Source organism: Biomaibacter acetigenes (assembly GCF_003691585.1).
Taxonomy (GTDB): Bacteria; Bacillota; Thermosediminibacteria; order Thermosediminibacterales; family Tepidanaerobacteraceae; genus Biomaibacter; species Biomaibacter acetigenes.
The window spans coordinates 116,731-136,069 of record NZ_CP033169.1 but is presented as its reverse complement, the minus strand read 5'-3'; the positions used below and the strand labels follow the sequence as shown (position 1 = coordinate 136,069).

The 19,339-nt window shown below is 47.1% G+C and carries 19 protein-coding genes, 1 pseudogene and 1 riboswitch; of the genes and pseudogenes, 2 read left to right on the top strand and 18 right to left on the bottom strand.

Translation table 11 applies throughout. The features are described from left to right. The first annotated feature begins 10 nt into the window (after positions 1-10). Positions 11-187 carry a type II toxin-antitoxin system death-on-curing family toxin gene (locus D2962_RS19410; RefSeq protein ID WP_222927725.1) on the top strand — a complete coding sequence of 59 codons (177 nt, stop codon included), beginning with the start codon at positions 11-13 and terminating at the stop codon, positions 185-187. Positions 188-284: 97 nt separating this feature from the next. Here the strand turns inward: D2962_RS19410 and D2962_RS00605 are convergent, their stop codons facing one another. From D2962_RS00605 to D2962_RS00565, 7 genes are all read right to left on the bottom strand, one after another. Then, positions 285-2,129 carry a FapA family protein gene (locus tag D2962_RS00605; protein ID WP_120765245.1) on the bottom strand — a complete coding sequence of 615 codons (1,845 nt, stop codon included), beginning with the start codon at positions 2,127-2,129 and terminating at the stop codon, positions 285-287. 120 nt (positions 2,130-2,249) lie between these two features. Then, positions 2,250-3,671, bottom strand: a complete 1,422-nt coding sequence (locus D2962_RS00595) for a PP2C family protein-serine/threonine phosphatase (RefSeq protein ID WP_222927608.1) — start codon at positions 3,669-3,671, stop codon at positions 2,250-2,252. A 1-nt stretch (position 3,672) separates the two neighbouring features. Continuing rightward, complete coding sequence (locus D2962_RS00590; protein ID WP_162991028.1) at positions 3,673-3,987, bottom strand: STAS domain-containing protein; 315 nt, start codon at positions 3,985-3,987, stop codon at positions 3,673-3,675. Continuing rightward, positions 3,980-6,103, bottom strand: a complete 2,124-nt coding sequence (locus tag D2962_RS00585) for an HD domain-containing phosphohydrolase (protein WP_122013796.1) — start codon at positions 6,101-6,103, stop codon at positions 3,980-3,982. The genes D2962_RS00590 and D2962_RS00585 overlap by 8 nt, the downstream gene beginning before the upstream one ends. 258 nt (positions 6,104-6,361) lie before the next feature. Then, positions 6,362-6,907 (bottom strand): DUF5317 domain-containing protein, encoded by a 546-nt coding sequence (locus D2962_RS00580; RefSeq protein WP_122013795.1) that lies wholly within the window; start codon positions 6,905-6,907, stop codon positions 6,362-6,364. A gap of 43 nt (positions 6,908-6,950) precedes the next feature. Further along, the gene (locus D2962_RS00575; protein ID WP_162991027.1) at positions 6,951-7,274 is read right to left on the bottom strand and encodes an STAS domain-containing protein; all 324 of its coding nucleotides are present in this window, start codon (positions 7,272-7,274) and stop codon (positions 6,951-6,953) included. Positions 7,275-7,493: 219 nt separating this feature from the next. Next, entirely contained in the window at positions 7,494-8,225 is a 732-nt protein-coding gene (locus tag D2962_RS00565; protein WP_120765240.1) for an HD domain-containing phosphohydrolase, read from the bottom strand. 149 nt (positions 8,226-8,374) lie between these two features. Continuing rightward, positions 8,375-8,459, bottom strand: a riboswitch (cyclic di-GMP riboswitch). Positions 8,460-9,140: 681 nt separating this feature from the next. Between D2962_RS00565 and D2962_RS00560 the strand changes: the two genes are divergently transcribed. Then, positions 9,141-9,665 (top strand): cation transporting ATPase C-terminal domain-containing protein, encoded by a 525-nt coding sequence (locus tag D2962_RS00560; protein ID WP_122013792.1) that lies wholly within the window; start codon positions 9,141-9,143, stop codon positions 9,663-9,665. 34 nt (positions 9,666-9,699) lie between these two features. Here D2962_RS00560 and D2962_RS00555 read toward each other — a convergent pair whose 3' ends face one another. From D2962_RS00555 to ispE, 11 genes and pseudogenes are all read right to left on the bottom strand, one after another. After that, positions 9,700-10,002: an AzlD domain-containing protein gene (locus D2962_RS00555; RefSeq protein WP_245984820.1), complete on the bottom strand. Its 303-nt coding sequence runs from the start codon at positions 10,000-10,002 to the stop codon at positions 9,700-9,702. After that, positions 9,995-10,739: pseudogene (locus tag D2962_RS00550) on the bottom strand (AzlC family ABC transporter permease). The gene D2962_RS00555 and the pseudogene D2962_RS00550 overlap by 8 nt, the downstream one beginning before the upstream one ends. Positions 10,740-11,883: 1,144 nt before the next feature. After that, positions 11,884-12,453 carry an aminoacyl-tRNA hydrolase gene (gene pth / locus D2962_RS00540; RefSeq protein WP_120765238.1) on the bottom strand — a complete coding sequence of 190 codons (570 nt, stop codon included), beginning with the start codon at positions 12,451-12,453 and terminating at the stop codon, positions 11,884-11,886. 56 nt (positions 12,454-12,509) lie between these two features. Further along, entirely contained in the window at positions 12,510-13,148 is a 639-nt protein-coding gene (locus D2962_RS00535) for a 50S ribosomal protein L25/general stress protein Ctc (protein ID WP_120765237.1), read from the bottom strand. A 131-nt stretch (positions 13,149-13,279) separates the two neighbouring features. Beyond that, positions 13,280-14,218: a ribose-phosphate diphosphokinase gene (locus tag D2962_RS00530; protein WP_120765236.1), complete on the bottom strand. Its 939-nt coding sequence runs from the start codon at positions 14,216-14,218 to the stop codon at positions 13,280-13,282. Beyond that, positions 14,211-15,605 carry a bifunctional UDP-N-acetylglucosamine diphosphorylase/glucosamine-1-phosphate N-acetyltransferase GlmU gene (glmU, locus tag D2962_RS00525; RefSeq protein WP_122013790.1) on the bottom strand — a complete coding sequence of 465 codons (1,395 nt, stop codon included), beginning with the start codon at positions 15,603-15,605 and terminating at the stop codon, positions 14,211-14,213. Before glmU ends, D2962_RS00530 begins: the two co-directional genes overlap by 8 nt. A 152-nt stretch (positions 15,606-15,757) precedes the next feature. Continuing rightward, positions 15,758-16,015 (bottom strand): septation regulator SpoVG, encoded by a 258-nt coding sequence (gene spoVG, locus D2962_RS00520; RefSeq protein ID WP_120765234.1) that lies wholly within the window; start codon positions 16,013-16,015, stop codon positions 15,758-15,760. Positions 16,016-16,098: 83 nt separating this feature from the next. Continuing rightward, complete coding sequence (purR, locus tag D2962_RS00515) at positions 16,099-16,911, bottom strand: pur operon repressor (RefSeq protein WP_120765233.1); 813 nt, start codon at positions 16,909-16,911, stop codon at positions 16,099-16,101. After that, the gene (locus D2962_RS00510; protein WP_120765232.1) at positions 16,908-17,660 is read right to left on the bottom strand and encodes a nucleotidyltransferase family protein; all 753 of its coding nucleotides are present in this window, start codon (positions 17,658-17,660) and stop codon (positions 16,908-16,910) included. The genes purR and D2962_RS00510 overlap by 4 nt, the downstream gene beginning before the upstream one ends. Further along, complete coding sequence (locus D2962_RS00505) at positions 17,657-18,355, bottom strand: GntR family transcriptional regulator (protein WP_120765231.1); 699 nt, start codon at positions 18,353-18,355, stop codon at positions 17,657-17,659. The genes D2962_RS00510 and D2962_RS00505 overlap by 4 nt, the downstream gene beginning before the upstream one ends. A 110-nt stretch (positions 18,356-18,465) precedes the next feature. Continuing rightward, positions 18,466-19,320, bottom strand: coding sequence for a 4-(cytidine 5'-diphospho)-2-C-methyl-D-erythritol kinase (ispE, locus tag D2962_RS00500; RefSeq protein WP_122013789.1), 855 nt, complete (start codon positions 19,318-19,320; stop codon positions 18,466-18,468). Positions 19,321-19,339: the final 19 nt, after the last annotated feature.

The window sequence follows — 19,339 nt, the reverse complement described above, 5'->3', positions numbered from 1 at the left end:
TCATCCATTCATAGACGGAAATAAAAGAATAGCTTTTGTAACAATGGATATCTTTCTCCAAAGAAATGGCTTTGAAATTATAGCTTCGGAAAAAGAGGCATTTAAAATGATGATAAAGCTGTCATCAGGTGAACTTTCTAAAGAAGAGTTAACAGCATGGCTTGAACAAAACACATCGCCGATATAAGGGGGGAAGGGGTCATGCTTGAATTATTCGCTTATTTGCTGCTCAAAGCTCCGGATTATTTCCTGAACATAATCTGTTCCCTTGCTCGTGAAGTTTATCAAGCTGGAATTCCATAGGATCTCAGATTCCCTTCTTTATCCAACCACAATCGGACATCTTTTTCCTCCTTATCAAAACGGTAAGCCCGCCCGCCCACCAATACCAAAGCGTTTTCAAAGGCGTATCCCACGGTAACCACGGCTGCTGGGCCAGTCACCACCCTGGTGGTGGCCCCACCTTTGGACCCCAGCTCTCCCACATGCACATCCCCACCAGCCTGTATCTCGCCACCGCGAAATACCCCGGATACAGTCACTTTCTTACCAGCTTGAATCTGGGAAATATAACAACCGCTGCCCACCACCCGGACATCGCCAGTAGCTATAACTGTAGAATTGTGGACGCTTGACGCCACCACATCACTTTCTGCAGATGGCGAGAACGCAAAGACCTGTTCCCATTCCCCGGCTCGTCGGGCCAATGTTTCGATCTCCTGGAGCTCACGCACTGCCAAAGGGGAACGAACCAGCGCCCGTTCGACTTCCCGGATAAACTCTTCCAGGCCTTCAGCGGCCATTCCCGGCGGCATAGTTTCAACCTGCTTCTTGAAGGTATTGGCGGCAGCAGGAAGATGGCGAAACTTCCCCTCCAACAGCAACTTTACCAGGGGGCCGATACCGCCTTTAAGATCGCCCTGCTTGAACGCCGGGTGACCCAGTAACTGCCGGATAGCCATGATCATTTCTTGCAAACCGACCGCTAAGGCATGAACCTGTGGCAACATCCGTTGTAGAAAAGCAGGAACTCTTCCTGCGATTACCACCGATGACAGGATATTCCCTCTGATCAGGATGGATCCCGTAGCTTGAACCCTCGCACCGGAGACCAACCCTCCCACCCTAACATTCCCGCCCGCTTCTACCGCCATCCTTTCTGTCACATTTCCGGCAATTAGGATATCTCCTTTAAAGACAATGTTACCTGAAGCAAGGTCTACGTCACCGGCATGCACCAACTCAGGCAATACACTTACCTTCACCATGTTACGCCAGCGGGAGGCTGCAGGACGTCCAGACCGGGCCGCTACAGCCCGTTCACCATCACTGGTAAGCACCGCTCCTTCGCCTACAGAAAGGATAAAGTCCCGGGGCGACGGCGGCATAATTACCTCACCCTTGACGCTGGTGCCGGGATGTCCCGACTCAGGCGGGTGTTTGACAGCAAGGATTTCTCCCGCCTCCACCGAAGTAAAAACATAGCGTTTCCGGAAATCTACCGTTTCATCTTCCTCCGCCAGTACCGGTACCCTGGGATTAGAGGAAAAAAGCAATTCTACCCGGCCGTCTTTTCCTGGTTCTGCAGGAATACCTCTGGCGACAATCACTTCCTCTTCAGCGCAGGATGTAACACTACGAGAGCATGCTTCCCAGTCTATGCCATAGTTAATCCCCAACCGGGATAACTCCTGCAATAGTTCGTCCCATGTGAGCGGGGGAAGACATTCTTCCTGCTCCACTACCGACAGTTGCAATATTCTGGCAGGCGGAAGATCCGGCAGTTCCCGGTGAACTATTACCTTGGGGCGCATTTGCAATATTGCTTGTAGACCATCGGAAGAAACGGTCACAGACCATTTCCCTTCTCTTCGCTCTTCCACCGTTTCCACCCGCACGGTATCCTTCATGGATACGGGGGTGGGTTGAATGCACTCCCGGCCGTTAACAATCAGTCTTACCCCTGGGCAAGGTACCACTACCGGGTAAGGTCCCTCTGGTCGGTGTCGGACAACAAGGCACCCCTGTTTCACAAAAGCATATGGACCCACCGCTTCTCCGTCCGGAAAAGCATTGTCTACTGCGCTCGCCGTTGCTTCGGGGGAGCCCCGGGTAGTCTCTTCTTTCATAATGAACTCACCTCCTGCTAAGCGTTGGGATTTGTCTCTAGAACTTCTAGCACCCGGAAAAACCCTATCACTTCCAGGTCTTTTCGAATAAGGTCGGGGATGCGAACAATAAAGCTGCTATTAAACAGCCGCCAGATGCTTGTTATCATCAGCCACTTTCAGCACTACCATTGTGATATCATCCTTCTGTGGTAAATTTTTCGTAAAGTCTGTAACCCTTTGGAAAACTTGATCTTCAATCTCTGTTGCCGGGCTATTCGCATACTGGACTAAAATTTGCCGCAGGCGCTCCAGACGGAAAGCCTCCCCTTTTTCATTTCGTGCTTCTACAATCCCATCTGTGTAAAAAAACACGTAATCATCATTATCCAATTGAATTGAATGTTCCTGGTACTGTTGATGAGGCATCCCTCCCAACATGATTCCCTTCCCCGGTAGTTGTTCACAGCTTCTCGTCCTTCCTTTTACAATCAGGGGGAGATTGTGCCCGGCATTGGCATAAGTAAGGATTTTTGACTGCGGATCGTAATCAGCGCAAAAAACCGTGACAAATGAACCCAATGCTTTGAAGTCATCGTACAAGATGCGGTTCATGATCGTTAGCGTTTCTCCTGGACCTCTCCCTTTTTCCGCTGCGTTTCGAAACGCACTTCTTGTTAACAACATCAACATAGCTGCTGGAATTCCCTTGCCCATCACATCCCCAATTACGATCCGAAGTTTTCCGTTCTTTAGTATACAGAAATCGTAATAATCCCCCCCGATCGAGCAAGCAGCAATCGATGTGCCCGCAACCTGTCCACCCACGAATTCCGGGACTCCTGTATTTAATAATTTGCTTTGAATTTGCTGGGCTAACTGTATTTCTCTTCTTAAGGTATTCTTCAATTCATGGGCTAATTGATCAGACCGCTTCTGTAATTCCTGAAGCCCCCTTGTTATCTCATGAAGGCTGACAGAAAAAATACATAAACAGGCCAGTATCAAAAACGGCGCCAACCGGTAAAAAGAAATCAATATCACACCAAGGGAAAGCAAAGATATGTAATATATCCCACTATTCTTCCATTCAATCCCTTTCTTGTTAACCATATAGCTGCTGAGCAACAATGTTCCGTACAAAGAAGCCACCGAGGCGATTACGCTGGTGTAAAACGAAAGACTACCATATGCTACATTGCCAGTTAACAAGTTAATCATTCCCATAACGATGATCAAAAGCACCCATTTAAGCCAGAAAAGCCAATGACGCCAGGTCTCCTTAGGGTGGAGAATGAGCTGTGTAACGGCAACGGCCAGCATGATAAATGATGCTTGAACAACCGGATAATGAAAAGCCATAATCCCGGCGAGAATAGGGAGAAATGATAACTCCTGAATTATTTCAATTTTAAAAAACCACTCAGTTAAAAGCAGGCCAATTAAGTATAACAATAAATACATCCAGGTTTTCTGCCAGCTGAAAATAATCGTGGAGGCTCCAAACAATCCGCCAACCGCTAACAACACACCCATGTACTTTGCACGACCTGAAGCCCTCATCTTAATTAGCCCCTTTCCGCAAGACCTCAATGATTTGAAACAATCCCACTGTGTTAAGAAGTTCAGATATATTCTCATTGGCATTTTCGAGGCTGACAGTAAAACCACGTTCCTGTGACAGGCGAACGACTTGAAGAATAGCACCAACCCCGGTTGAATCGATGAATTCAAGTCCGGCCATGTCAAGGACCAATTCAGAGATACCGGAAAGTTGTTCCGTCTGACCGTTAAAAGTATCCACGGTGGAGATGTCCAATACGCCTTCTAAACTGAGCCTTACAGTCTTTCCTTCCAAACGGGATTTTACGTTAAGCATGACGTACATTCTCCTCTTTAAAAATCGTAATATTGTTAGTAGCTACCTTTTCAGGTGCATCAACTAAGTTGATCTCTAACATGATGGTTGTGCCTTGGGAACTGGTACTTAGGATAATGCGATCCATCACCTTTAGAAGTAAATAGAACCCCCATCCCGCAGAGTGCTTGGTCGAGTATCCGGCCATCAGAGTTGTCTTGGGAAGTTCGGATAAGTCTATGCCGCTTCCGTTGTCCGACACGAAAATTCGGAGATGATCACCGACCATATAAAGGCTCATTTGTCCCTCTGTCGCATGTTTCAATACATTGGTAACCGCTTCGGAAGTACCAAGCAATATGTTATATCTAACCTTAGACGGTAGAGGACGAGACTCCAGTACCTCCTGCACCTGCCGGCGGCAGCTGGCGACATCCGTTTTCGTAAGGATTGGGTGACTGGATATGTATACCCCTGTTTTCAACAGTTCAATTTCCTTTTGTTCCACCAGCAAGAGTTTTCCCTGTGTTACCGAATAGATCACTTCACGATAAAGGTTTCGAACTCGTTCTTCTTGTTTTTTCTCATATTCGAGTATGTCAGTCACATCAAAGAAGATAACACTAACCTGATCGCCAGAAGGCACACAGTAGACATCATATATCTTACCAGATTGCGCTTCTTCGAGTATTTCTCGCACTCCGCTCTGTTGTCTGCGTGCTTTTTCTACCAAAGTAATTACTTGCTCCCGGCATGGAATATCGATGGAATCTCCTGCCTCATTTCTAAACTCACCATCATAACGTACGATTAGAGACGCACCAAATTTATCCAACAGTTGTGACTGGTAAACCCTTTTCCGCGCTTCGCTGATCACAAGGTTTTCGATCAGTTTCTCTTCAATGGTGGCTGGCATGGCCATTTTTCCGGGCTCCTCCTGCAAATCAGCAATCCCTAATACAATTTCCACCACCTGGGGGTCCAGTTTGGTTCCCGCCAGTGCTGCGAAATCAGTTTGGGACTTCTTCTTGTAAAAAATGTGGTCGTACTGATCAGCAGCAGCAATAATCCTAGCTCCCAGCGGTATATGCTCTCCCGATATACCAGCAGGAAACCCTGTGCCGTCCCAGCATTCATGGTGGTAGCGAATATACTCTGAGGACTTGGCTAACCCGGCTATCTCCTTTACCATATCTGCGCCAATTTCCGCGTGTTTGCGATATTCCCTTTCTTCTTCGAGGGTAAGCGGCCCTCGCTTTTGAAAGATTTTTTCCTCCAGGTAGGTCTTGCCCAAGTCGTGCAATAGGGCCGCATAATGAATTGAATCAATTTCATCCTGGGATAGTTTCATCTTTTCCGCAATCTTGCGGGCTATCCTGCCAACCCTGGTGGCATGTCCTCCACTGATAGACAGTTTGTTTTCAGTTAATTGAGTGAGTGATTCCATCGACCTTAAGTAGGTTTTCCGCAAGTTGATGAATAAGGCAAAAGCATAGCGCAGGGCTAGGAAAACTGCAAAAACAAATAGTGTTTCAATCCAGAACTGCAGTTGATCATGCAACTCATAGGAAAGAGCCAGACGCACGCTTAAAAAAGAATTAACCAAATATATTAAGACGCCGTCTTGGACCATTTCAATCCAAGTGGCGAAGTATTTTCTTTCATTCAGTTTAGAGATGATGACGGATATTAAAGTGATGTTCAAAATATTGTAGAGAGCAATGGCAAACAGTAAACGGGGAACATCATACCACGTAAAAGTCCCCGGTATGCTCCCTAACCACAAATACCCGTATCCTGCGGCAACAGTACAAATAATATACTGGCTTGTATTATATAAAAATTTAATTCTCTCGCTTTTAATCAATGGAATACTGACCAAAGAAATGATAATCTCACTTACTACCGCTTCTGGAATGCCGTAGACGGCCATTACAACGAAAGTGAAGGTAGTGGAGCCTGAAACAATAGATCCGTTTGGTAATTCAACATCATATTTTTCCAGCAATCCAGCAATCAGGCCGATTGCCAAAACAAAAGGCAAAAATTCTATTTTTAGGCCGGATAACACCAGCAAGAGAATAGCCATGCCGATAATTGTGACCAGGTATATGTAGGTTTTTAAGTATCGAGGCATGACTGTTCCTCCTTTCTATTAACCGGAGCCTAAAGTGGTACTATTGAAAAATGGGGCGTAGATCAACTTCCTGGTTCCTTTACAGATAGACAGTTGCGTTAAAGGCTAATTATTTCAGCGCCATGGAAATTTAGCCACAACAGCCAGTACCATGGAAGCCACGGTCAACCAGAAGAAGACCTTCTTCATCATATCACCTCCCCCCGGATGAATTGTTTCACCCTAATGATCTACGCCCCAAAGTTTGAAATCTAATGGCTATACTGTTTTAACCATTCCCTTGTAAATAAACCATGAGATGCCCAGCGTCACCGCAATGTCGCCGGGGCTTACAACCATGCTGCTGAAAACAAAAGGAGGACGCAAGGGAATGACGTCAGCTAAATACGGTAGAAGGGTGAATTCCGTCAGCGGTTGGTGTTTTGTCACCCCTTCCACTACCGCAGGTATGTATGAGGACAAACCCGCCCACTCCAGCGCATCCAGTGATACGGGCATCCTGCCGCCATTGGCAATTATCACAAAGAAGTTAAGTAAGGTGCCGAAAATAAACAGTTTAATGCCCGGGATGTGGCGATTGCACCAGCAACCATAGATTAGCATTAAGTAGGAAACAACTACCCAAAAGGCAAAACTCTGGTTTATAAACGAAACGCGATGGTAAAGAAACATCACTACCAACTGTAACAATAACCCGGATATGATCATCCATGGCTTCCTTATTTCGGTTTCCGACAGGCGCTGCAGTGACCCTTTTTTAAGAAAGGCAATGGTGACCACCGGGATTAGAAACTCGTAAATCATAAGTCCTCTCCTCAATTACAGTAGTCAGCGAAGCCATGATGATCTAGAATGGTGAGCGTTTAAAGTGTTCCTCGCCCAGGAAATCCGGTACGCCCATCACATCCAATACTTCGTAAACATCTTCGTTAAGGTTGCAGACGGAAAACGGCTGTTGGCTCTGGTTCAGATCTTTCCAGATAGTCAGGAGACTTCCCACACCGGTAGAATCCACAAATTCTAAACCAGTCATGTCGAAAACAATAAGCCCGTTAATAGGTTTATGTTTTTCGTAAAAAGCTTTAAATTCAGGTACGGTGGAGAGGTCAAGTTCCCCGGCTACCCTCAGAACTGTGGCTTGATTTTCTAAACTAACGGATAAAGACAACACGCTGAACACCTCCGGACCGTCTGTAATTACTCCATTGCTAAATGTATCCTTCTTCAAACGAATTGTAGCTGTCCTCGTTATCTAACCTGATAGTAATGCTTTTACCGGCATAGGTGGTGAAGGCACCCGACGAAGGGGGCCATGCTGAATAAAATACTGACACTTTACACAAGGGCGGTCTGGTTCTTTCTTCGCGCATTCAAGACACCGTTGCATTTTTTACCCCCCTTTTGCATTTTCTTTCAATTGCCACAATATTACCAGCAAACGGTCCAGCCATTGGCTCTGGGCGTATACCAATGGATAAGATAAAGTGACATATGAATCCGCCAATTGTACAAGCCATTGCTTTTCCTCGCCTATCTGCCTTTCCAGCCTGGCCGGATCGCAATAGGTGGCGGTCTGCCAAAAGGGCTCTTCCGCCAAAGCTGCTACTAACTTCGGGTCGAACTGGGAACCGGCACCCTGGTACACTTCTTCGAGTGCTTCATACATTTTAGAAGGCTGACGATAAGGCCTTGGGGAAATCATGGCATCCAATGCATCGGCCAACGCGATGACTCGGGCAGGCCAGGGTATCATCTGCCCCCTCAGCCCCTCATATCCCTTCCCATTCCACCATTCGTGGTGATATCGAATTATTTCCACCAGGGAATTGTCTCCTCCCCTTGCCGCTACTACGGACGCACCCCGCCTGGTGTGTTCTTTTAATTCAGTCCATTCCTCCTCTGTAAGTGGGCCCGGCTTTTCGATAATTTCACGCCTGACAAACATCTTTCCTACATCGTGGAGGAATGCCCCAGCTATCACGGTTTCCTGTTCCACTTCGTCGAGACGTAGTAAAGTGCATATTCTCAAGGTGAGATTGGCAACGCTAGCGCTGTGGAGGTATAACCTGGTCCAGGACTCTTTCATGGACATTAATAAATCGCCCATACCCGTTAGATTCACAGGACGGCCCCCCTTTTTTTCTTTCTCTTTCATCTATCGTAGTCCATCTTACACGAGTATTTGCGGGTATATTTACATATAAGAAAAACGGCAGCCTAATCAGCTGCCGTAATAGAGAACATTATTTAAACAAATAATGAAACCTTTATTGCGGCAACCTGGCAGTCATACCTCAAGGGCTACAGACCCATGGCTTTGCGTCCCAACCTTTCGGATGGTTTGCCTTTAGCACAATAAATTTTAATAGTTAAAAGTAAAAGGGTTGATTTAACACCACTGGAACATACAATATTTTCCAGATAGTGAAAAGTTCAGCCTTCTAATGATCTTTGTTTATGGGGAATGGTTATAATAGTATACTACGGAAACAATCGTGCAGGAAAGAAGGGTCATGATGCCCTTCGCAAGCAACCGGAAAGAGTGAAGGGAAAACCTGGATAGGCAATTTAGAGTGGTAAGCAAACAATGGAAGTTTTCGCGAAAAATAAAACCACTGTAATATGGAGTATGAATTACTTCCAAATTTTGGTAGTTTTTACATATTATACCCCCCCCCCCCCCCCCCGAACGAACATATGTTCTTGTTGCACATTTTAACGTTTGCATCTCTCGTTCATTCCTTTCGAGTCCTTTTTCTACCCTTTTCTATATAAATCTCACCGATAAAATTGTTAGTTTGATGTCCACGTTACTTGCTATTATTATTCTACAAAAATTTAGTTTTTCCTTCTTTTAGCAAAAAATATGTCAAAAATTGCGGTAATTTTAGGTATATGTATCTATAGCTCTAAACCGTGCGTGCGGCTTTCACCACACACGGCTTGCCAACAACCGCAACAGGGGTCAGGCTTGAATAATTCGCTTATTCAAGCCTGACCCCCGTGTTTATGCCTCAAAAGCGAGGTTTCAGCCCTCATGCTGCCATCTCTGCCGCCGCCCCTTTCTCCGGGACAGATCCTCTGGATAAACCTTGTGACCGAAGGAGGGCCGGCACTGGCCTTGGGCTTGGACCTGCCTTCCCAAAACATCATGGACCGCCTGCCTGCAAATCCCCGGGAAATTCTGGATCTGGAAACCACCCGCCATATTGCGGCAAAGGGCGCTGGTATCAGTCTTTCCACCTTTGGAGTGTTTCTGGCGGCCCTATCCAGATATGGGCTCCCCAGGGCCCAGACCATAGCTTTTGCCAGTATAGTAACCAGCCAGATGATGAACGTATATGATGTGCGGAAAAAACATGCCCCGCAGCCGGAAAACAGCTTGATAACCCCCTCTGTGGCCATGTCGATAACCATGATGCTCTCGGTCATATATACTCCGGGCGTCGGAGCGTTTCTCGGCACCGTGCCGCTATCCCTGGCGGACTGGATCTTCATTCTTATGCTCTCAAGAATCGGTCTCCTGTTTCCGCCTCTCTCACATCTTTTTTCTGAAGCTTAAGTTTAGGCCGCTTTCAACAGCGGCCATCTGTCTATTACAACAATAATCCGCAAATATATACCGTTAAAATGGCCCCTACGGCCACTTTCATAAGACCCTGTTCATAATACGCTAAAACCAGGGCAGCACTCATGCCAATGGCCGAAGAGTATAAATTGCCCGTGGAATATAAAATACTGGGAAAGGTCATGGCTCCCAATACGGCGTAAGGTACATAATACAAAAAAGAACGAAAAAATCTCGATTTTAATTTTTTCTTGAACACTGCAATGGGAAGCACTCTTGGTATATAAGTAACAACAGCCATCAAAAATACCGCAGTCAACGTTTTACTCAAATTCATCCTCCTCCCTGGGATAAAGGACTGCACCGACACCTGACGCAATGATAGTTGCAAAAATAATGCTCCATCCCCCCGATATGCGGTCGAGATATGGGCCCCAATGAAATAAAGAACTTATACAGATAGCAGTAATAGCAACGACAAGAGCGGCTTTTGATTTTTTTTGCCGCCGGCACGACAAGAGCAATGAACATGGCATACAGCGCAATCCCCATGGAACTCTGAAACGTCTTCGGCAGCACTGAAGATGTCAATGCCCCCAGTGCAGTGCCCAAAGCCCATCCCCAATATGGGCAGGTGACAAGTCCCAGAAAATAGTTGAATGTGATTTCTCCTTTTTCCAGGGAGGCTATGGCAAAGGTCTCGTCGGTTATCCCGAACGCCACAATACATCGCTTTAAAAAAGCCATTTGCGGAGCGACCTTTTGTGAAAGCGACAGTGACATCAGCATATAGCGGATATTTACCACAAAGGTGGTCAGGGTAATCTCCAAAAGTGAGGCATTGGCTATGATAAGATTGGTGCCCGCAAACTGCCCGGCCGATGTAAGATTGGATAAAGATATTAAAATTGCGGTCCAAACCGGTATTCCCCCATTGACCGCCATAAGTCCGAACGTAAAGGATACCGGAATGTATCCGAGAGCAATCGGAATCCCCTGCCTGAGGCCATGGCAGAATTCTATGGATCCCTGTTTTTTTCCGGCTATAGCTTGCCGATATTTTGACACATATAGACTTTTCACCAGTTAAGCACCCTTCCTCACTCCCACGTCACAGTTAAGTCTGTTCCTATCCCCACCATTAAATGTCGAAATACAAGCGGGTAAAGTTATATTTAAAATTATACTTTTACTTTAATCAATTATCAAGTAGCCCACCCTTAGAGTCTATTTTTTATCTTATGTCTAACCTTTCCGTAGAAATCCACGGAACTGATGACCCCGCACTTTATCCTATCATCTGAATAATATATATTGATTCTATTAAAAGGTGAGGGGATGATTTTTATGGAGAAGAATAACGGATCTTGTAACAGAGCGATACCGGAGGATGTGGCCCTGGGCTTTTACGATGCCATAAACAGCCGTTCCAAAGAGCAATGTCTAGTGGTGCTGTGAGGGGGAAACCGGTATTGATGGAAATCAGTGGAAAATAAAATAATTTAATGTAGTCGGTATACTGATTTATTTTATTTGGCAATGTATAACACACTTTTTCACGATAAATCAACACATTAAAATGGGAGGGGAAAAAATGAGTGAAAATCCTATGGAAAAAATCAAAGAAATTATTGATAATCTTGAGATGGCTTCGGCCTTTCGGAGATAAAAAGAGAAATCCGGGAAATTGAAGGCAAACTGGATGACCCCAATACAGGCTTAGTTGAAATAAAAAGGGAAATCCGCGATATCGAAAACAAATTAGACCGGATTGTACCTCCAGTCACTGACAGATTGACTACGGGTCCGGTTGTGGCTGATAATGGTGCAAACAGCATAGTAGTTAAAGTCCTTAATAATACAAACGCAACAGTAAATGTCACGGCTCGACTTTTTAATATAGGAACATGTCCGAATCCTAAGACGCTTGTTCAGTCTATTAATCTTACGATTCAATCAAAATGTGCCAGGTCTGCTATTTTACAAAAGCCCCCCACTGAATGGGAGGTTGAATATATAGGTATTGTTCCGGAAGTGTTTGTCTTTACGGCAGCCCGGACGAATGCTGATAATGCACCTCTTTCGGCGAGCAATTTCATTGCGCCAAATACTTTCAGGCATAGCGAACACGTGCCAACGGTTGATCCATAAATTGGGTATGTAAATGGGGTCAGGCTTGAATAAGTGAATTATTCAAGCCTGACCCCTTGTTTTATGCCTCAAAGGCATTGAATTTGTTCATGGCTTCGTCGACGCCTTTGGATATTATCAAAAGTGCCGCCTGGGCCGCCGCCTCCATAGCGGCTTTTATTTTTGTTATTTCTTCGCCGTAGAAACTTCCCAGCACATGGCCTGCGGCATCTTTTTCGCCTTCGGGTCTTCCAATGCCTACCCTTATACGGCTGAATTTATCCGATGAAAGTTGGTATATGATGGAGTCCATACCCCTGTGGCCGCCGGAGCTACCTTCAGGCCGAATACGTAGCCTTCCTACGGGCAGGTCCATATCGTCATAAATAACTATAATGTTACCCAGAGGAATTTTATAAAAGTTTATGGCATCCGACACGCTTTCACCGGACAGGTTCATGTAGGTCTGAGGCTTCAGCAGAAGGAGCTTTTGTCCTTCGAAGCTTGCCTCTCCCAGTAACCCCTTAAATTTTATTCTGTTTATCTTTACATCAAGTTTATGCGCAAGCCCGTCGAGCACCATGAACCCCACATTGTGGCGGGTATGTTCATATTCCTTCCCCGGATTCCCTAAACCTGCTATTAAATACATAACATTCACCGCCCATTTTTTATATGGAAATGGCGCAACAGGGTTGCGCCAGAAAATTATTCTTCCTCTTGCTTTTCTTTGCCCTTGGCCACCACTTCGGGTTCGGCTGCCTGCTCGCCGGTGGGCACTTCGGTATCTTCAGCCAATTTGGGAGCCAGGATGCTGATTACCACTTCTTCGGGGTCATCCAGCACGGTAATCTTTTCATCCATTTTCAGGTCCCCTACGGTCAGGGTATCGCCGATCTTAAGGCCGGAAATGTCAACTTCCAGATGCTCGGGCATATCCGCCGGCAGGGCTTTTACCGAAAGCTCCCTCTTTTGATGCTGGAGGATGCCTCCCATCCTTACACCCTCGGCATCGCCCTTCAAGACCAGTGGCAGGTTGAACTCTATCCTGTCGGTCATGGAAACCCTGTAAAAATCCACATGCACAATGGCATCCTTCAGTGTATCCCTCTGAATTTCCTTCATTAGCACCGGATGCTTTTCGCCTTCCAGTTCAAGATTGATAAGGGCGCTTTCACCGTGGGTTTTCAGGACTTTTAAAAGCTCTTTTGCATCCACGGCCACCGGGCTGCTCTCAATATTTTTGCCATAAAGCACTCCCGGCAGTTTACCCTTCCTGCGGAGTTCATTTATGGTACCTTTCTTTGAGATATCCCGCTTTTCCGCCTTTAAAGCAATTTGCTCCATTACAATTTCCTCCTTAAAATTACTACACTATACCAATAATAGTTAGTATTAATTATACTTAATATCACAATTTTATTCAAGCTTTTAGAACAACAAGTCGAACGGAAAGTTTAGGGTGTTACCCCCATCGTTCAATCGAACAATGTACTCACCGACATGTTTTCATGGATTCGGGAAATGGCAGCGGCAAAAAGCGGAGCCACCGAAAGCACCTTAATCTTGTCTATTTTTTTGTCATCTTTTAACCGGATGGTATTTGTCACCACCACTTCCTCTATGGGAGATTGCTGCAACCTTTCGATGGCCGGCCCTGACAGCACCGGATGTGTGCAGCAGGCATAAACGGCTTTGGCTCCTCTTTCCAGCAAAGCTTCAGCCCCCAAAGTGATGGTGCCCGCGGTGTCTATCATGTCATCGGTCATAATAACGGTCTTGCCCTCGACTTTTCCTATTATGTTCATTACTTCAGCCACATTGGGTTCAGGGCGGCGCTTATCTATTATGGCTATGGACGCGCCTATGCGGTTGGCAAGCTCTCTGGCCCGGGTGACTCCTCCCAGATCTGGAGATACCACCGCTATATCCCCCAGCTCCTTCTTTTTGAAATAGTCCGCCAGGATGGGCACTGCCATGAGATGGTCCACGGGGAAATTGAAATATCCCTGGATCTGGCCTGCATGCAGATCCATGGTGAGCACCCTGTGGGCCCCGGCAGCAGAGATTATATCCGCCACCAGCTTTGCCGTGATAGGATCCCGGGGCCTTACTTTCCTGTCCTGGCGCGCATAGCCGTAATATGGGATCACGGCGGTTATACGCCATGCCGACGCCCTCTTGAAAGCGTCTATCATTATCAGGAGTTCCATGATGTGGTCGTTTACGGGACTGGAAAATGGCTGGACCACAAAGACATCGGCCCCGCGCACGCTCTCATTTATCTTTACCTGAATCTCTCCATCGCTGAAGGTATTTATCACCGAGTCCCCCAGGGTGATGCCCAGATTGTCGGCAATCTCCCTGGCCAGTTCGGGATTGGCATTGCCGGTGAAAATCTCCAGTCTGTTATCCATTTTTTTGATTTCCTCCCTCTATCTTTTTCTTTCGTTTTTCCGCCCAGCCTATTTTATTCTCCTGCCGGGCCCGGGCTATGGCCAGAGAATCCGCCGGCACTTCATAGGTTATAGTGGAACCTGCTGCTACATAGGAGCCTGACTTTATAGTCACCGGCGCGATGAGGTTGGAATTGCACCCTATGAATGCTCCATCTTCCACAACGGTCTGATGTTTTTTGTATCCATCGAAATTTACAAATATGGTGCCCGCTCCGATATTGACCTTCTTACCTATGACGGCATCACCCACATAGGAAAGATGCGGCACCTTGGACCCCGTATCGACTTTAGCATTTTTCAGTTCCACAAAGTCGCCGATCTTTGCTCCCTCGCTTATATGGCATCCCGGCCTAAGGTTGGCGAAGGGACCAATCTTTACCCCATCTCCTATAATGCTTTCTTGAATCTGGCTCATCACTATTTCCACGTAATTCCCTATTTCGCTGTCTTTTATGCGACTGGAACCAATTACCGTGCATCCTTCCCCAATTTGCGTACTGCCTTCCAGGAATACTCCTGGATAAATTACCGTATCCCTGCCTATTTTCACATTGACATCCACTATGCAGGTGTCTGGATTTATGAAAGTGACGCCCTCCCGCATCCAGTGTTCTATGATCCTTCTTTGCATGATGCCCTGGGCGTAAGCCAGTTGCCGGCGGTCATTTATACCGGAAAGTTCCAGCGGATCTCCTATCTCAAATGCCAGCACGTCTCTGCCTTCATTGTTAAAGATTTCCACCACATCGGTGAGATAATACTCCCCCTGACGATTGTCATTTTTCACCTTTGAAAGGGCTTCAAACACAAGGGCACCGTCAAAGCAGTAGAATCCGGAATTTATCTCCGTAATGGCCTTTTCCTCCGGTGAAGCATCTTTTTCTTCCCTTATAGCCGTCACCCTGTCCCCATCCCTTATGATCCTGCCGTAGCCGGTGGGGTCTTGCACCCTGGCCGTCATCACGGTGGCAGCGGGTTTGCGTTCCCTGTAGAATTTCACCATGGCGGCAATGCTCTCCGCCGTCACCAGGGGCATATCGCCGTAAAGCACCATGAGAAGGGAACTTCCCCGCACTGCCTCTTTTGCCTGCATCAGGGCATGGCCTGTCCCCTTTTGTTCGGTCTGGATCGCAAACTCGATATTTTGGCCTTCAAAGGCCCTTTTTATCTCATCGGCACCCCTGCCCACCACTACCGTTACCTTGCTGGCACCGGCCTTTCTTGCAGCGTTTATCACATGGCCCAGCATGGTCATCCCGCAAACTTTGTGGAGCACCTTAGGCGTATCCGATTTCATGCGGGTGCCCTCGCCGGCAGCCAGAATCACCGCCGTAAAATCAGTCATCTATATCCCTCCTAAAAACTTAAACCGGACTTAACAAAAAATGCCCTTCTGTTAATTCGACATATTTTATCAAATCCCTTTATATTATACAAAAAAAATTTCAGTAATATATGGCAAACATGAAAAATTTAGGACATCTAATAAAGATGTCCTCAAGCCGTTTCCTGGTTATAGTGCTGCAGGATGGTTTCCTGAATCCTGGCCCTGGTTTGCGAGTTAATGGGGTGGGCTATGTCCTTGAACTGCCCGTCGGGAGTCCTGCGGCTCGGCATGGCCACAAAAAGCCCGTTTTGCCCTTCTATGATGCGTATGTCGTGGACCACAAATTCGTCATCAAAAGTGACGGATACCACTGCCTTCATCTTACCCTCTTCAGCCACTCTGCGGATGCGAACATCGGTAATCTCCAACGGTTGCACCTCCCTGCTGAAAATTTTTAGCATGTACAATTTCTATATTAATCTCAAAATTCCTGCAAGGAAAGTAAAATTTTTCACGAAATTGTGATTTTATCCGGCCTTATATTAATTATACCTTTTTCCGTATCTATGCCATCCAGCACCATGAGGGAGGTATAATCTTTTACCAGTTTGCACTGGGGAGTACCGGTGGCCACCAGCACCGCCACGCCCACCACTTCGGCGTTGAACTCCGCCGAAAGCTCCATCATGCCCCTGGCCGTGCCGCCGCCCTTCATGAAATCGTCCACGATGAGCACCCGGGCATTTTCCGAGAGAGCCCTTTTGGGCAGGGACATGTTTTGTATCTTCTGACCGGTCCCGGAAACATAGCTTATATTCACGGAAGGCCCTTCGGTGACGCGGCTGTCCCGCCGGGCCACCACCAGAGGCACATCCAGCGCCCGGGCTGTCATGAGGGCTATGGGTATTCCTTTTGTTTCCACCGTAAGGACACAGGTGGGTTCTCTATCCATAAAAATTTGAGCAAAAATCTCCCCTATTTTCACGGAATATTCCGGTGAAAATATCACATCGGTCATGTATATGTATCCACCAGGTATTATGCGTTTTTGGTCCTTGAGGTTTTCGCACAGGGTTTCCACGAAGGATTTGATTTCACTTTCGGGTTTTTTGATGCGGTAACGGACGCCGCCGCCCGCCCCGGCAATGGTGGAAAGCTCTCCTTCGCCGGATAGCATAAAGGCATTTTTGATTATGTTCAAATCCTCGCTGATGGAGGACTTGGCTGCATCCAGCCGTTCGCTGAAAAATTTCAGCGAAATGACCCTGTTGGGATTTTCACACAATATCTTTGAAAGCAGGGCAAGCCTTTCGCCGCGCCTCATCTGTAACCCTCCCCTGCCAGAACTTTCCTTACCAGTTCAAGATCACTTTCTTTATCCACATCGGTGCCTATTTCCGGATAGTTGCTGATCACAGCCCTGGCTTTGAGGCCGAAAAGGTCGGATACTCTATTTTCCAGTTCTTTTATAGTGAGTATGCCCAGCGCAAATTTTACCACAAAGGAAATGCCCAAAATCCTCGCCAGCATCCAGGGTTTTTTCCTGTAGGCCAGGAAGGCTTCAGCTTTTTCTATGGCCTTTTTTACGGTGCCGGCCTTTAGCATCACGATATTGCCGCCTGTAAAAGTGCCGTCTTTTATTCTAACATAAGTCCGGTGAACTCCCGGGTATTTTGCGTCATTGTCCTCTTTTCTTACGATGGGATAGCAAAAGTCAGCCTCGAGCTCCCGGGCCTTTACCGCAAAGTCCCTGATAGCTTCGGGTGTAATCATGGGTATGTCGCATGTGAGCACCAGCAGTTCTTCATCTTCGGGAAAGGCTTCCGCCCCCCTGAGAATGTTCTGGGGCAGGGAGTTCCCCTGCTCTACAATCATATCCACCTTTTTGGCAAGAAATGAGAGCCTGTCCTTATCCCCCACCACGGCTATCTTTTGTATGAAATCCAGGGCTTTCAAGGCTTCTATCACATACAGTATCATCTCTTTGCCTTCAATCTTTATGGTGGCTTTACTGTCACTCACCTCTTTCAGGGGCCCGTCTGCCTGCTTTCCCGCCAGTATCAGGGCGTTCATGAAGGTTCCTCCTCAAAATCCATTTGCTTTCTGAGTATGTTCATGATGTTGTTTTCTACTTTTTCAATGTGGTCTTTGGCCAGTTTTTCCGCCATGTCCGCATCCCTGCCTTTTAGGGCGTCCACTATCCTGCGGTGCTCCTGGAGGATGCTTTTTATCCTGCCCCGGTTTGTGAAGGACTGCACCCTGAAGCGGTCTATCTGTTCTTTCAGGTTGTTTATTATCTGCGCCAGGCGGTCGTTTCTGGTGGCGGCAAACAGGATCTGGTGGAACTCTGCATCTTTTTTGATGATGGTTTCTACATCATCCTTCTCGGCTGCGCCGGAAATCTCCATCAGGATCTTTTCCATGGCCTCCAGTTCTTCGTCCGTGATGCGCTCCGCCGCCAGGGCTGCAGCCAGCCCCTCCAGGCTTTCCCGGATTTCAAAAACATCGGCGGCATCTTTTAACGATAGGCCCGCCACATAAGCCCCTTTTCGCGGGATCATCACCACCAGGCCTTCCAGTTCCAGCTTGCGGATGGCCTCCCGCACCGGTGTCCTGGACACGCCCATTTCCTCCGCCAGCTGGACTTCCATGAGCCTTTCTCCAGGCTTTAGCTCACCGGTGATGATGGCTTCCCGGAGAGCCCCGAATACCACGTCTCTCAATGGCTTGTAGTTGTCTAGCTTTACCGATGACAATTTATGAACCAAACTTATTCCTCCTCCCCTTTGTGATGTGTGAGGTGTGAGGTGGGAAGTGTGATTAAGTCCAACTTCCTACTTCACACCTCTATAATGCCGGCTTCTTCACATTACTAACTTCATTGTGTTTCAGAAATGATAATAGCTTTATTACCTGTATCCATCCTTGCGGCGGCCCTTTGCGCCGCGCTCCGGGTTTCGAAGATACCGTAAACCGTGGGGCCGCTACCGGACATGAGGCTCCCCAGGGCACCGTTTTTCCTGAGTTCTTCCTTGATAAAGGAAAGTTCGGGATAAAGACCAAAGGTTACCTCTTCCAGCACATTGCATAGCCCTTTTGCCATGGCGGCCACATCTTCATTGAGGATGGTTCGTATCATGGCAGCGGTATCGGGCCTTGATTTTATGTCTTTTACATTCAGTCTACTGTATACTTGTTTTGTCGACACCGAATAGTGGGGCTTTACCAGCAGCAGCGCTATTTTAGGCACCGGTTTCAAGGGTGTGAGTTTTTCTCCTATACCGCGAGCCACGGCAGTGCCTCCATGGATGCAAAAGGGTATGTCAGCTCCGATAGTCTTTCCCAGCATCATCAAGTCTTCTTCGGATTTCTTTAGACCAAAAAGTTCGTTCATTCCTATCATAACCGCCGCGGCATCGGCGCTGCCTCCGGCCAGACCTGCAGCCAGCGGGATGTTTTTGTTTAATGTGATTTTTACACCGGCATCCAGGCTAAACTCTTCTATCATGAGTTTTGCGGCTTTATAGGCCAGGTTGCTCTCATCGCACAGGAGCTCCGGGGTACTGCAGGAAACTTCAATAGCCCTCCCGGGCAGCAGTTCCAGGGTGAGATGGTCCTTTAAAGCGATGGATTGCATTATCATCTCCACTTCATGATAGCCGTCAGGTCTCCTATAGAGCACGTCCAACGTGAGATTAATCTTTGCCCGGGCATCGACATCTAACTTAAACAAACTTTTCCCCTCCCATTTA

Coding starts and splice junctions, on each gene's coding strand:
- D2962_RS00605 (WP_120765245.1), bottom strand. CDS start 2,129: ATGAAAGAAGAGACTACCCGGGGCTCCCCCGAAGCAACGGCGAGCGCA.
- D2962_RS00595 (WP_222927608.1), bottom strand. CDS start 3,671: ATGAGGGCTTCAGGTCGTGCAAAGTACATGGGTGTGTTGTTAGCGGTT.
- D2962_RS00590 (WP_162991028.1), bottom strand. CDS start 3,987: ATGCTTAACGTAAAATCCCGTTTGGAAGGAAAGACTGTAAGGCTCAGT.
- D2962_RS00585 (WP_122013796.1), bottom strand. CDS start 6,103: ATGCCTCGATACTTAAAAACCTACATATACCTGGTCACAATTATCGGC.
- D2962_RS00580 (WP_122013795.1), bottom strand. CDS start 6,907: ATGATTTACGAGTTTCTAATCCCGGTGGTCACCATTGCCTTTCTTAAA.
- D2962_RS00560 (WP_122013792.1), top strand. CDS start 9,141: ATGCTGCCATCTCTGCCGCCGCCCCTTTCTCCGGGACAGATCCTCTGG.
- pth (WP_120765238.1), bottom strand. CDS start 12,453: ATGTATTTAATAGCAGGTTTAGGGAATCCGGGGAAGGAATATGAACAT.
- D2962_RS00535 (WP_120765237.1), bottom strand. CDS start 13,148: ATGGAGCAAATTGCTTTAAAGGCGGAAAAGCGGGATATCTCAAAGAAA.
- D2962_RS00530 (WP_120765236.1), bottom strand. CDS start 14,218: ATGGATAACAGACTGGAGATTTTCACCGGCAATGCCAATCCCGAACTG.
- glmU (WP_122013790.1), bottom strand. CDS start 15,605: ATGACTGATTTTACGGCGGTGATTCTGGCTGCCGGCGAGGGCACCCGC.
- purR (WP_120765233.1), bottom strand. CDS start 16,911: ATGAGGCGCGGCGAAAGGCTTGCCCTGCTTTCAAAGATATTGTGTGAA.
- D2962_RS00510 (WP_120765232.1), bottom strand. CDS start 17,660: ATGAACGCCCTGATACTGGCGGGAAAGCAGGCAGACGGGCCCCTGAAA.